Here is a 13,616-nt window from a genome sequence, read left to right as displayed (position 1 = left end):
TCAGCGACGACGAATACCGTGCGTTGGGCAACTCCACTTCAATCAATCGCGATGACGGGTCTAAAGAGACGTATTGATGGAACTGGTATTTGAAGTAACCAATCCGTTGGAACTCAAGGAGGGCTGTGCTCGGTCCTGGATGTTCAGGGACGGCAACGGGATTATCGGGCGCAGTGGCGATTGCGATTGGTGTGTTGAGGATGACGGGCCGCATGTGTCCAGACAGCATGCGCGCGTCAGCCATGAGGGCGGCGCGTTTTACCTGACGGATATCAGCCGGAACGGGACCGTGATCAACGGTACCGAGACCCTTCAGGGTGGGGAGAAAAGACGCATAAGACAGGGTGATACCTATCGCTTGGGAAACCTTCAGATACGTGCGCACAGCGTTCAGTGCCGAGGCGAACTTTCCCATCAGGCAATGCCGTCATTTCTTCGCAAGGGTCAGCTGACTGCGGCGCTGGATCCTCTGGATGCGTTGCAGGCGCGTGACAACGCGTATTGCGTTATTGATGAGCTTGCATCCGTCATCGAAAAACGGCTCACGTCGAGTGGTGTCGGTGATCAAGCGCCGGTAGACCATGAACAGGTGCGTTTGCCGGAATTGGTCGCTGCGCCGATGGCTGTCCAGCCCGAGCATTTTCCTCGCCCGCTGGATGGAAACACCGGGCGGTTCTGGCAGCAGTTTGGCGAAGCGCTGGGTGTCGATCTGAGCGCTGTCGATGCGCCGGGGTGCGAGATCCTGGCGGTGGATGTCGCGCGTCTGTTCAAACAGTGCATTGATAGTCTTGAACACAGCTCGGCGACACGTCACGAACTCAAAGCCGAGTTGCGTACATCGCAACAGTGCGGACGCGACAGCGGGTCTGACGCATCGGATATCGGCTTGATCATCTCGCAGCTCGTGCAGCGCCAACCCGAGCAGGCCGCCCGGACGATCACGCGGTCATTTCGCGATTCGCAGGCTCATCAGGTCGCACTTCTGGCGGGGTGTCGGGCCATGGCGCGCTCGACCCTGGAGCACTTTTCTCCGCAACGGCTGCATTGGCACTTCGAGCATGAAGGCAAGTCGTGGTTGCGAACGGCCGGCAGTCGATGGCGCGCTTATGTGCATCACCACAGTGCTTTGGTTCGCGACGATAACTGGAGCGCCGGGCTCTGGGGCCGGGACTTTGTGCACGCCTATGACGAACAGATCCGCTTGATCAATTCCCTTTGACCTGAACCACAGAGATCGACCCATGTATGTATACCTAACGAGGCCATTGCTAGTGGTCTTGCTCATGCTGTGTGGCGGCTGTTCGGCACTTTCGCCTTACTCCACGCAGACCCGGCTGGACATCAGCCTGACGGGAAGTCATCAGCTCAACCCGGACCTCAACGGCCGACCCTCGCCGACGGTGTTGCGCCTGCTCGAGTTGAAGCATCCGGCTGCGTTTCAGAGCCTGGATTTTTTCTCTCTGTACGAGCGCAGCAAGGATGTACTGGCTCACGATCTGGTTGCCAGCGAAGAGCTTGAACTGCGACCCGGCGAGCGCGTCGATTTGAAATTGAAGGTGGGTCCCGCCAGCCGTTATGTCGGTGTGCTGGCGGCCTACCGCAATTTGCCGCAAGCGCGATGGCGCTATGTGATTGAGCTGACTCCCGAAAACCTGACCCGAGCCGAGTTCACGCTCGACGAGGCGGGGCTGCATCGCAGTGACGAATCCATTATCAGGGCAGGGCGTTGAGCATGGATGCGCACAAAGTTGTCTGGCAGGAGGGCATGCTGCTTCGGCCCCAGCATTTTCAGCATAACGATCGCTACTACGACCATCAAATGAGGTTACGTACTCAACTGACCGGGGCTTATGCATGGGGTTTTACGAGGATTGAGATCGATCAGCAGTTTCTGGGCTCGGGCCAGATCGTGCTTCATCACGCATCAGGCGTGCTTGCAGACGGTACCGTTTTCGACCTGGGTGACCGGGACAGGCCGCTGGTGCTGGAAATACCTGCAAACACTGCCAATACCGCTGTTTATCTGGCACTGCCTCTGGTGACGGGGAACTGCATTGAAACGCGCAGTGCCGATCAGCCGGATGTGGTCGCGCGTTTTACGTCCTACGCCGCCAATGTCGCCGATTCCAATGCCGGTGAAGATAACCGAACGGATATTTTCTGCGCGCGGCCCGAGTTTCAGTTGCTGCTTGGGGAGCAACACAGCGAGCACGCTTATGTGAAGCTCAAAGTGTGCCACGTACAGGTCAGTACGGCTGACAAGGCGGTGAGGCTAGACGCCGGGTTTGTCCCGTCGTTCATCAACGTTGGCGGGTCGGCTTATCTGATGTCGTGCCTCAAGGAGGTCGTGGGCCTGCTTGAGCATCGGGGCAATGCCATCGCAGCGCGCATGCGCTCAAGCGGGCAGACCGGCAGTGCCGAGGTCGGTGACTTCATGATGCTGCAACTGATCAATCGGACCGAACCGGTTCTTCAGCACTACCTGACGATTCAGGACGTTCACCCTGAAACCCTCTATCGCGCCTTGCTCGCGTTGCTGGGCGAACTGGCGACTTTCGGCAGCGAAAGCAAAAGACCGCAGTTGCAAAGTGCGTATCAACACGGTGATCAGGGGGCGACCTTTGAAAAGGTGATGCTCGCCATTCGACAGGTGTTGTCGATGGTGCTTGAACAGCACGCTATCGAACTGGAACTGCAGACCCGACAGTACGGCGTACTGGTTTCCCCGCGCGTGGACAGACAGTTGCTGGGGTCCTGCTCGTTCGTCCTCGCGGCTCGCGCGCAGTGTGACGCTGAGGAGTTACGCCATCGCTTGCCCTCGCACCTCAAGGTGGGCTCGGTGGAAAGCATTCGCGAACTGGTCAGTTTGCATCTGCCCGGGATTCGTATGAGGCCGCTACCAGTGGCTCCGCGTCAGATTCCGTTTCACTCCAGCAAAACCTATTTCGTCCTGGAGATCCATGACCACGAACAGGCTCAGATCGAGACCTCTGGCGGTTTTGCGTTCCATGTATCAGGCGATTTTTCCGGGCTTGAATTGCAGTTTTGGGCAGTCAGAAATTGACGGGCAGGGGATGGGATATGCAAAGCAATGAAGACAACCCGACGGTGCTTGCCGATCTGCGCGCAGACGGCGGCCATGACCAGCGGCTGACTGACTCTGCCGATTCACAGCCTTTTGAGAGTCTTCAGGAGCGACTGGATTACAGCGCAAGGCACGCACCCGTAAAACGCCTCGACATCCATATCAACCCACTCGTTGCTGCAGCCAGTGATCTGCTGGTACAGCTTGCACGGCTGGCCGTAGCTCCTGCGGTGGGCGATGTCCGCCCGTTGAACAGGCAGTTGATCGATCAGGTGAAGCTTTTCGAGGCTCACGCTCATCACCACGCCATAGCGCACGATCAGATGCTCGCGGCCCGTTACGTGCTGTGCACGGTGCTGGACGAGGCTGTGCTGACAACCTCATGGGGCAGCACCAGTGATTGGTCGACGATGAGCCTGTTGAGCCATTTCCACAAGGAGACGTTCGGCGGTGAGAAATTCTTTCAGCTACTGGACAAGCTGGGCAGCAACCCTCTCCGGCATCTTCATATGCTCGAACTGATGTACCTGTGCATGGCCTTGGGTTTTGAAGGTAAGTACCGGGTGACGTTGCGTGGCGCTGACGAACTGGAGGGCATTCGAGACGGGCTTTATCGACAGATACGTCAGTTGCGGGGCGATGTGCCGCTGACTCTTTCGCCTCAATGGCGAGGCCTGCAGGAGCCACGCACTGATCACCCACGGCTCGTCCCTTCATGGCTGGTGGTGATGTTTGCCCTGATGACGTTGACGGTGATGTATTCAGGGTTCGCCTGGGTACTGGGCAAACATCGCGAGACCGTCCTCGCGCCTTACCACATCGTTGATTCCGTTGCGCCTGGCCGTGCGTCGCAAAACCGAGAGGCACCATGAAAACCCTTTTTAAACACGTATTTTCCGTGCTGCGCAAAACCTGGGCCTGGTCGTTGTTGACGGTGCTGGGCATGATCATGCTGATCTGGTTTTTCGGCCCGTTGCTGGCGGTGGCAGACCAGCGTTTCTGGGAAAGTGCCGTTTCACGTCTGCTGGCGGCCAGCGTCCTGTTGCTCTGCTGGGGATTGGCGATGGTCGTTGCCAACGGGCGTGCAGGCAAGCGTCAGCAACAACAGCAAGACAGTGAAGTCGACAAAGAACATTTGCATCAGAGTATTGCGATCGATAAAGAGCGTCATGAGCTTGCCCGACGCTTTATGGATGCTTTGCGGCTGATCAAGCATTCGAGCCTGTATGGCAGCCAGGGTGAGTCATGGCGTCGGGCGTTGCCGTGGTACTTGATGATCGGTCCTGAGGGCAGTGGCAAGACCAGCCTGCTGGATTTCTCCGGGCTCGACTTCCCGCTCAACAAGGTCGAGCGAAAGCTGACCCGCGACACCCGCAGCACGGCGTACTGCGACTGGTACCTGACCGATCAGGCCGTCATCATGGATACGGCCGGCCGCTACCTGAGCCAGACCCGGCCCGAGATCGACGGCAGCGCGTGGCGCAAGCTGTTATCGCTGTTGCGTGACCGCAGCCGCGCGTGTCCGCTCAATGGCGTGCTGATCACGTTGCCTGTGGACATGCTGATCGACAGCAAGCCGGGTCGGCTCGAATCGCTGGCCGAAACCGTTCGCACCCGCCTGGATGAGCTCCATCGCCAGTTGCGTATCGAGGTGCCGGTCTACCTGGTGCTGACCAAGGCCGATGCGGTTGACGGCTTTGATGAGTTCTTCGATCAACTGTCCATGGAGCAAAGCCGACAGGTGCTGGGCGCAACCTTTCGCAAAGGCGAGCGCGGCAACGATATCGCGGTGGTCGGACAGGCACTTGAAACGCTGTTGAAAAGGCTGAGCAGCCAGGTCATCACGCGTCTTCACCAGGAGCGTGACGCTCAGCGCCGCGCACGAATGCTGGAGTTTCCCGATCAACTGGAGCGTATCGGCAGCGGCCTGAGCGTTTTTGTCGAAATGGCGTTTTCGGGAAACCGCTACCAGCGCGCGACTCACCTGCGCGGCTTTTACCTGACCCGGGCGCCTCATCGGACCGATCTGTCGGACGCGTTGCAAGACGCAGTAACCAGCCAGGAGAACGGCGGCCTGCCTTTGCATCACGCAGGACGCCCAAGGTTTATTCATGATTTGCTGGCTCAGGTGATCTTTCCCGAGTCCAGCTTGGCGATGCTCGACAAAGAGGTGCGTCGCGTCATCGACTGGAGGCAGCGTGCCCTCTACAGCGGTGCTGCGCTGGTGGTGCTGGCGGCTGGCGCAGTCTGGGCCAACGGGTTCAGCGCCAATCACGACCGCCTGGAAACATTGCGTCTCACCGCTCAGCAACTGCTTCAGCAACGTGCGCAGATTGCACCTCAGGACGATGTGCTGACGCTACTGGATGTCCTTAATACGAGTTACCAGTCCACTCGGGTCTTTCCCGCCAAGCAGACGCTGGGCTTGATCGAACGCAATGGTCTTTATCAGGGCGAGGCTGCCAACAGGGCGCTGTTGGCCAGCTATCAGGCGCAACTGCAGCAGGAGCTGTTACCGCGTGTGGCGCGTCAGCTTGAGGCGCAACTGCAGGTAGATACCGCGAATCGTGAGCGACTGCTGGACAGTCTGCGAGCTTACTTAATGCTCACCCGGCAGGAGCGGCGCGACCGCGTCTGGCTGAAAGAGTGGGTGGCCGCCGACTGGTCGATCCGCTATGCCGGCCATGCCCCGGCGCAGCGTCAGTTGAACGAGCATCTGCAGCGTCTGCTGGACCTGCCCTTTGAGTATCCCGCCAACGCCACGGTGGTGGCGCAGGCTCGCGAGGTGCTGCGCAACGAGTCGCTGGCCAATGTCGTCTACAGAGTATTGCGAGACAAGGCCCGCAGTCTTCCCGATTACAGTCTGGCCCAGCGAATCGGCCCACAGCGGATGTTGCTGTCGGGAGCCGACTATCGAATCCCGGGTTTCTTCACTCGTCAGGGTTATCAGCAGTATTTCGTCGTGCAGGGCGCAGGCGTGGTCAGTGAGATTCTGCGCGACAATTGGGTGCTGGGTGATCGCGCCGAGCTGGACACCACCGACATGCGCAGATTAATGATCGAGCTGGAGCAGTTGTACTTCCGCGATTACGCCCATCACTGGTCAGAAGCGGTGGCGCAGACCGCCCTGCAACCTTTCGAAGGCCCAAGGCAGGGTGCCTTGCAGATGGCCGGTCTGACTGCCGCCAACTCCCCCATGGTGCAATGGCTGGTCGAGATTCGCGACAACACCCGTTTCCCGACCCTGGCCGAGAGCATCGACAAGCTGGCATCCGTCGACACGACAGGTGCGCCGCTCGATGCAGTGGGCAAGGTCGCGTCAGCGGTAGGCACACAGGTGCAGCAGGCGCTTGCAGAGAGCTTGCCGGATGCGCCGAAGAAGGCATTGCAGCGCCGCTTCGACCCGTTGCATCGACTGCTGGATGAAGAGAACGCACCGGGTGCCGACCTGACGACGATGCTGGTTGCCCTGGATGAGCTGCAGCTACAGATGGCGGCGCTGGGCCGATCGGGGCAGCCTGAAGTGGCGGCATACGAAATGGCACGCGCACGCATGACCGGCCAGCGCGATGCTTTGAGCAGCCTGCGCAATGCGGCTACTCAGCTCCCCCAGCCGGTAGGTGGCTGGTTCAATGCGCTGGCAGAGGATGCCTGGAATCACGTGTTGCATCTGTCTTATCAGTACGTCAATCAACGCTACAAGGAAGAACTCTACGGCTTCTACGCGCAGGCGCTCGACAAGCGCTATCCGTTTCATGCGCACAGCAGCAGCGACGTGGCACTCAATGACTTTCGCGAATTCTTCAAGTCGCAGGGCGTTGCCGATCGGTTTTTCACTACTTACCTGAAGCCCTTTGTCAGTGGCGAACCGGGGCACTACCGGTTACGCAGCGTTGACGGCTACAGCCTGCCGATGAGCCGCGCCTATCTTGACCAGATGAGCGGTGTGCAGACGATTCGTGACAGCTTTTTTGCAGGCGGCATTCAGCAACCGCTGGTGCAGTTCAAGCTTGAACCCTACACCCTTGATTCGACAGTCAGCCGCGCCGAGTTTCGTCTGGGCAACCAATCGATGGAATACCGTCACGGACCTCTTTTGCCGGTCGCGTTCACCTGGCCGACCGAGATCGAGGATGGTCGCGCCAGCCTGGTGATGGACAGAAGGGTCGGCCGTCCACTGGGCATCGAGAAAAACACGGGGCCGTGGTCGCTGTTCCGCCTGCTGGAACTGATGCAGACCGAGCCGTTGAAAGGGCGTGATGTGTGGGTGCTCAAGGCCGATGTTGGCGGAATGCGCGCCAACTATCTCCTGTTGAGCCAGCGCGCTGCGAACCCGTTCGACATGTCTGTGTTGCGCAGGTTGCGCATGCCGGCGCAGCTTTGAGGGGGCGTGACACGATGCCGGGCGTGCTTTCAGGTCGCTACAGCGTCGAGCGATTGCTCGGCACTGGCGGCATGGGAACCGTTTATCAGGCACGCGACCTTTTGCACGAGCAGGTCGGCGAGCCTGAGCCCGTTATCGCGATCAAAGTGCTCAACGATCACCTCATGAAGGCCCCGGATGCCGCTGCCTTGCTTTACAGTGAGTTTGCCTTGACCCGGCACCTGCATCATCCTCACGTGATTCGACCCTATGCATTCGAGGTGGACGCTGATTCGGATCGGGCGTTCATGACCCTTGAGCTCATGCGCGGCATGCGTCTTGATCAATGGCTTCATCGACGCCCGCACGGCCTGTCGTGGGGCCAATGTCGCGAGGTCGCGATTGCGCTGCTGGACGCACTGGCGCACGTCCACGACCGAGGCGTGGTGCACGGCGACGTGAAGCCGGGCAACATCATGCTCACCGAGCGCGGCGTGCGACTGTTCGACTTCGGCCTTGGGCGTCCTGTCGACGGCGTGCTCGCCGGGTTGCCGCAGTTGGATCGCCAGCGTCTGAAGGCCTGGACGCCTCGTTACGCGGCACGTGAAATACTCAAGGGCGATCCGCCGACAAAACAGGCCGATGTGTACGCTGCGGCCTTGGTCGTCTACGAAATGGTCGCTGGCAGGCAAGGTTCAAGTGCCACCGGGTCGGGGACGAGGTGTGCAGTTGCAGCGCTGGAAAAACCTGCCGGCATGCCGTCCGGTTGCTGGTCCTCCTTGCGTCAGGTGCTCATAGGTGACGGCCGCGACAGGCCGATCAGCGCCAGGCAATTGCACAGGGTTTTTCAGGCTGCGCCGCACAGCCGACTCAGACAGTGGTTCAAACGCTGATTACCCGATCGCTTGGCAACCGCTATCGTTAAGTCGGCCGTAATCACTCATCAGCACTCAAGGACGCTCAATGCACAGCCTGGACTGGCTCACCCATCACATGGAACACAGCGACACGTTTGCGCAGTGGCTGCATCAACAATTCAACTATGAATTCGCCGATCAGTCGCTCGCTGACTGGCAGCACGAATTCTCCCAAGGTCAGTACAACAATGACTGGACCTGTCTGATCGCGCATGAGCAGGAGCAGTTATTGGGTGGTGCGGCATTCGCCGATAACGACTTGTCCGATCGACCGGATCTTGGGCCCTGGCTTGCTTGTGTGTTCGTAAAACCCGAAGCACGGGGCAGGGGGCTTGCAGCGCAATTGATCGAAGGCATCTGCCGTCACGCCAGGGCTAGGGGTGTGACCCGTTTGTACCTCCACACCCACGACCAACAGACGTATTACGCCAGGCGCGGATGGAGCGTCCAGGAGCGTTTCGATGCTTGGGGCAAGGAGCAATGGCTGATGTCGCGCGAACTTTAGAAACAAGCGACTGGACGTCATTCAATCGAGCAACTGCACCAGCTGCGACTCAAGCGATGCAGGCTGTACGTCCAGCAAGGCCAGCGTCACCGGCAGCTTGAAACGACGGCGTCCCGCGCTGCCCGGATTCAGGTAAAGCCGTTCGCCACGCCATTCGATACACGGCTTGTGCGAATGCCCGGTGACCACCAGTTTCACGGGGTCGCTGGAGGGCTCTTCCAGCAGGGCAGGCACATCGGCGATGTCGTGCACCAGCAGCACCTGCCAGCCATTGAGCTCAAAGCGCAGGTGGTCGGGGAGGGTGTCAGCCCAAGTCGCGCCCATGTCGTTGTTGCCACGCACAATGTGCAAGGGGGCGATGGACTTGAGCTGTTCGACGATCTCGGCGCTGCCGATGTCGCCGGCGTGGATGATGTGCTCGCAACCTTCAAGCGCGGCAATGGCTTCAGGACGAAGCAGGCCGTGAGTGTCAGAGATGATGCCGATTTTCATGAATGATCCCTTATGACGCGGACGCAGTGCGGATGCAGTGCAGTGCTACCACGTGGCAGTCTCTCGTCCAGACAGACCGCTGACTGAATGAACCCGATTTTAATGCGAGAGATGCACCGCCTCTTCGATGCTGCGCAGTGTACAAGGCTTGCGCTGCGTCATCCATAAGCGTACCGTTCGGTTTACTTATGAGGAGGGTCGCATCATGTCAGCCACTTCGAACGCCTGTCTGGTTCACGAACCGATCAAGCCTGTCATCGGGACGCGTGTCTTCAATGACAAGGAACAACTCCTGAGCGGGACGCTAGCGAGTGAAATACGCGACTTGCTGGAGCAACGGGGCGTTCTGGTCTTTCCGCAGATCGGTTTTACCGACGCCGAGCAGATTGCATTTACGCAAACCCTGGGCACCTTTTCCGCCGAGGCCAGCGATGGCCGCAACATCACCAAAATCACGCTGGATGTGAAGCAGAACCCGGCCGGTGCCGAGTTTCTGAAAGGATCGTTTTACTGGCACATCGATGGAACGCGCAATGACGCACCGATTCTCGCGTCACTGCTGTCGTGCAAGGTCACGGCAAGTTGGGGTGGCAACACCGGATTCTGCAACACCTACGCGGCCTACGAAGCGTTGTCCGAGGCCGACAAGCAGCGCTACGAGGATCTGCGCGTGCTGCACGCGCCCTGGGCTTCCTTGCTCTATTACAACCCGGAACCTAGCCTGGCCATGCTTGAGTCGATGCAGGCTATTGGCGAGAAGGAGTTGCCGCTGGTGTGGAAACATCGCTCGGGCCGCAAGTCGCTGATCCTGGGATGTACCGCGCATCACGTCATTGATGTCGACCACGCCGAGAGCGCGCGGATTATCGTCGGACTGCGCGAATGGGCGACCGGCGAATCGTTCAGCTACAGCCATGCGTGGCAGGTAGGCGACCTGGTGATCTGGGACAACACCGGTACGCTGCATCGCGCCGAAGCCTATGACCCAGAGTGTGGCCGGATGATGCACCGAACCAAGCTTGCAGGCGAAGAACCCTTCGAGTGAGTCCAGCTCATAAATGAACTTATGTGTACATTTATGCGTTGACGTGATCGGTTTAAAGGTCTAAAAATACACACCCTGGTACAGTTATGAGTAAGTGTTGCTCATCACACTTTCGCGACATCTGGCCGCCTATCATTGGCCGATTCCCTTACGCTCAATTGTTGTCATTCGACCGGAGAACTGACATGTGCGGACCCAAGGAACCCATTGCAGGTGTGTTTGTACTGCTGCTGTTGGCAGCAGGCGGGTGGGCCGCGCAGGAGCCGTTTCCGCACAGTGGCATCGAAGTGTTGCCTGAACCGCAGATGAGCAGCAAGGCACTCGCCGAACCCATGGCTGCCCTGCAACTGCAATCCGTTACGCTCGATATTCGCCTTCGGTAAGGCTGGCGAAGAAGATACAGCCCACCAGCCTGGCAAACAGTCCGAGGGTCTCGGCGAGGTCAGGGTCTTCGAACAGGGCCAGGCGCGAATCCAGTGCGCATAATGCGCCGAACAACCGGCCATCCGGGAGAAAGATCGGTACCCCGGCATAGCTCTCGATGGCGTATTGCTTGACGATGGGGAGGTTCGCATAGCGACCGTTCTTGCTCACCTCGGGCACGAACAAGGCCTGAGGATTACGTCGAAATTCGCTGCACAGCATCGTCTCCAGCGCGAACGCGTCACCGTCCTCCATGCCGATGTGGCTCGGGTCATACACCGAGCAGGCGACCCAGTCGGCCTCGGTAAACTTTGCAATGCCGGCAAAGCGCATGCCGGTCAGGCGCGTCACCAGCCTCAGCACGTTGGTCGTGGCCTCTATCTCGGCAATCGCCGAACGCTCCTCGGCAGTCAGCAATACGCGAGTGGCCGTCAACTCAGGTGCCATTGATTTCTCCGAATTCAGGGACCCTTTTTGGGGGATGCGCAAGTATTGCATAACGGCCCGACACGACATACGCCAAGTTTGGCAGCGCCTTCATGTGCCCCGTGTGAGGCCATGCGCGCTCAGTAGCGTAATCATAAATCGGCCGGTATTCGTATAGCGGAGTAACACGTTTACCCGCTCGTAGTTAGGGATTATGCGGGTGTATTTATTTTTATGGCAGCGATTAAATAATTGAATTATTTCTTTTGCGAAGGGTCGTGCTAGCGGGTAATAAGAGTGTTTGCTCTAAGTTTAAAGTTTCAATGTGGCAGGCCGAAAACCAATGACTGGAGCAGCGGCAGGGAGCGGCCAATTGCATTAATTCAATACGTCATCAAGAGCCAATTATGCTGAAAACGATACTGGGCAATATCACGGTCAGGTCTAAACTCGTTCTGGGGTTTACGCTGGTTATTCTGTTGACGGTGCTGATTGCATTCACCGGGTGGAATGGCATTCTGACGATGAACGACCGCAGTGAGCGCACTGCAGACATCGGCAAGCTGAGCACGTTGACTCGTGACATGCGCATTGCCCGCCTATTGTTCATCATCAATTACGACGCTGAGCGCGCCAGCAATTGGCTCAAGGCTTACGACAACCTCGACAATCACGTGCGCTACGTCGCCACCGTCTTTACATCAGCGGCCAACGTGCCGCTGATCCAGGCGTCGCAGACAGCCATGCAGGACTACCGCGTCCACTATGACAACCTGATGCGAGCAACTGAGGCCCGGGAGGCGACTCGACCGGTCTTCGCCCGACAGGCTGATTCTGCAGCCGAGGCGTTACGCAAGTTGCAGGCGTCCGCCAACTCCGACGAGGGCAATGCTCAAGCGCGGGAAACAATGGCGCAGGCGCTGGTGCTGTTTCAACAGATGCGTTTTGATGTGCGTGGGTATTCATTTTCATTGAAACCCGACAGCTTGTTGGTTGCGCAGTCCTCAATAAAAAATACGATCGATTTCATGAGGAACTTGCCCGGGGTCGCCGGTCAGGCTGACTCCCTACAGCAAGTTCGGACGAATCTGACGGCCTACCAAAACACGATTGAGCAGTTCGTTAGTGCTCAGGCCAGCATTGATCAGGCTCAAGCGGGTATCTCAAAAAACATTGATATTCTTCTGTCGTCGACGGATCAGCTTTCCAAAAATCAGGTCTCGCTGAGAATGGAAGACATGGCGGACGCCAGAACATTGCTGATCCTCTGGCTGGTCGCCGCGATCGTCGTCAGTGTTCTTGCCGCGTGGGTGATTACTCGCCTGATCGTCGGTCCGCTACTAGAGACGCTGAGACTTGCCGAGCGCGTGGCCGATGGCGACCTGACTCATGACCAGGTCGTCACTCGCAAAGATGAGCTGGGTCTGTTGCAAGGCAGCATGCAGCGCATGACGGGTAACCTGCGTGATCTGATCGGTGGGCTGCACGACGGTGTCACCCAGATCGCCAGTGCCGCGGAACAACTCTCTGCGGTCACCGAGCAGACGAGCGCGGGCGTGAATAATCAAAAGACCGAGACCGATCAGGTGGCAACCGCCATGCATGAAATGTCGATGACGGTGCAAGAGGTCGCGCGCAATGCCGAGCAGGCCTCACAGGCGGCGGTCGATGCCTCCAGAGAAGCACGTGAGGGAGATACTGTCGTTGCCAAAGCCATTGTGCAGATCGAAAGTCTGGCGGGCGAAGTCGAGCACTCCAAATCTGCAATGGATGATCTGAAAAGCGAAAGCGACAAGATCGGCGGCGTATTGGATGTCATCAAGGCGGTCGCCGAGCAGACCAACCTGCTGGCACTCAACGCTGCAATCGAGGCCGCGAGAGCCGGGGAGGCTGGTCGAGGCTTTGCGGTGGTCGCCGACGAAGTCAGAAGCCTGGCCCAGCGTACGCAAACATCGACTGAGGAAATTGCCTCGCTCATCGGTGGTCTGCATACGCGCACCACACAGGTGGCAACCATACTGGAGAGCAGCCGCAAGCTCACCGAAAACAGCGTTGAACTCACACGTAATGCTGGCAGGTCGATCAACAGCATCACGCAGTCTATTTCAACGATCGAGACCATGAACCATCAGATTGCGGCGGCAGCCGAGCAACAAAGTGCAGTGGCCGACGAGATCAACAACAGTGTTCTGAAAGTGCGCGATATTTCCGAACAGACCGCATCGGCGAGCGAGGAAACGGCCTCTTCAAGTATTGAGCTGGCACGTCTGGGCGTTCATCTGCAAGGGCTGGTCAGCCGTTTCAAGGTCTGAGTCCGAAGCAGCGATTGGTCGACCCGGTACGAGCGCAATGCGCGTACC

At 58.5% G+C, this 13,616-nt stretch carries 12 protein-coding genes and 1 pseudogene; 11 read left to right on the top strand and 2 right to left on the bottom strand.

Annotated features, from left to right (window positions below):
• Positions 1-76: 76 nt before the first annotated feature.
• The 7 genes from tagH to H8S56_RS02840 all read left to right on the top strand — a co-directional run bounded on the left by tagH (position 77) and on the right by H8S56_RS02840 (position 8,870).
• Entirely contained in the window at positions 77-1,219 is a 1,143-nt protein-coding gene (gene tagH / locus H8S56_RS02870) for a type VI secretion system-associated FHA domain protein TagH (protein ID WP_235986743.1), read from the top strand.
• A gap of 22 nt (positions 1,220-1,241) precedes the next feature.
• Positions 1,242-1,730, top strand: a complete 489-nt coding sequence (tssJ, locus tag H8S56_RS02865; RefSeq protein WP_187517811.1) for a type VI secretion system lipoprotein TssJ — start codon at positions 1,242-1,244, stop codon at positions 1,728-1,730.
• Positions 1,731-1,732: 2 nt separating this feature from the next.
• On the top strand, positions 1,733-3,064 hold the full coding sequence (tssK, locus tag H8S56_RS02860; protein ID WP_187517810.1) for a type VI secretion system baseplate subunit TssK: 1,332 nt from the start codon (positions 1,733-1,735) through the stop codon (positions 3,062-3,064).
• A gap of 17 nt (positions 3,065-3,081) precedes the next feature.
• Positions 3,082-3,957, top strand: coding sequence for a type IVB secretion system protein IcmH/DotU (gene icmH, locus H8S56_RS02855; protein WP_187517809.1), 876 nt, complete (start codon positions 3,082-3,084; stop codon positions 3,955-3,957).
• On the top strand, positions 3,954-7,469 hold the full coding sequence (tssM, locus tag H8S56_RS02850) for a type VI secretion system membrane subunit TssM (RefSeq protein WP_187517808.1): 3,516 nt from the start codon (positions 3,954-3,956) through the stop codon (positions 7,467-7,469). The genes icmH and tssM overlap by 4 nt, the downstream gene beginning before the upstream one ends.
• A 14-nt stretch (positions 7,470-7,483) precedes the next feature.
• A complete protein-coding gene (locus H8S56_RS02845; protein ID WP_187517807.1) occupies positions 7,484-8,341 on the top strand; it encodes a serine/threonine-protein kinase in 858 nt (285 codons plus the stop codon).
• Positions 8,342-8,411: 70 nt separating this feature from the next.
• Positions 8,412-8,870 carry a GNAT family N-acetyltransferase gene (locus tag H8S56_RS02840; RefSeq protein WP_187517806.1) on the top strand — a complete coding sequence of 153 codons (459 nt, stop codon included), beginning with the start codon at positions 8,412-8,414 and terminating at the stop codon, positions 8,868-8,870.
• Positions 8,871-8,891: 21 nt separating this feature from the next.
• On the opposite strand, the gene H8S56_RS02835 is transcribed toward H8S56_RS02840, so the two are convergent.
• Entirely contained in the window at positions 8,892-9,362 is a 471-nt protein-coding gene (locus H8S56_RS02835; RefSeq protein WP_187517805.1) for a metallophosphoesterase family protein, read from the bottom strand.
• Between the two features lie 205 nt (positions 9,363-9,567).
• Between H8S56_RS02835 and H8S56_RS02830 the strand changes: the two genes are divergently transcribed.
• Together H8S56_RS02830 and H8S56_RS02825 are read left to right on the top strand one after the other, a co-directional pair.
• A complete protein-coding gene (locus H8S56_RS02830) occupies positions 9,568-10,407 on the top strand; it encodes a TauD/TfdA dioxygenase family protein (RefSeq protein ID WP_187517804.1) in 840 nt (279 codons plus the stop codon).
• A 185-nt stretch (positions 10,408-10,592) separates the two neighbouring features.
• Entirely contained in the window at positions 10,593-10,790 is a 198-nt protein-coding gene (locus tag H8S56_RS02825; protein WP_024685694.1) for a hypothetical protein, read from the top strand.
• On the opposite strand, the gene H8S56_RS02820 is transcribed toward H8S56_RS02825, so the two are convergent.
• Positions 10,765-11,277 carry a GAF domain-containing protein gene (locus H8S56_RS02820; protein WP_024685695.1) on the bottom strand — a complete coding sequence of 171 codons (513 nt, stop codon included), beginning with the start codon at positions 11,275-11,277 and terminating at the stop codon, positions 10,765-10,767. The two genes, H8S56_RS02825 and H8S56_RS02820, sit on opposite strands and share 26 nt — an antisense overlap.
• 386 nt (positions 11,278-11,663) lie before the next feature.
• Between H8S56_RS02820 and H8S56_RS24770 the strand changes: the two are divergent.
• Together H8S56_RS24770 and H8S56_RS24765 are read left to right on the top strand one after the other, a co-directional pair.
• Positions 11,664-12,713 (top strand): annotated as a pseudogene (locus H8S56_RS24770) (methyl-accepting chemotaxis protein); the annotation flags it as partial.
• Entirely contained in the window at positions 12,696-13,568 is an 873-nt protein-coding gene (locus H8S56_RS24765) for a methyl-accepting chemotaxis protein (RefSeq protein ID WP_408003769.1), read from the top strand. The pseudogene H8S56_RS24770 and the gene H8S56_RS24765, both read left to right, overlap by 18 nt.
• The last annotated feature ends 48 nt before the right edge of the window (positions 13,569-13,616 follow it).

The sequence above is a fragment of the Pseudomonas triticifolii genome, assembly GCF_014358015.1.
Lineage (GTDB): Bacteria > Pseudomonadota > Gammaproteobacteria > Pseudomonadales > Pseudomonadaceae > Aquipseudomonas > Aquipseudomonas triticifolii.
The sequence above is the reverse complement of the archived record's forward strand: the minus strand, read 5'-3'. Positions and strand labels throughout refer to the sequence as shown.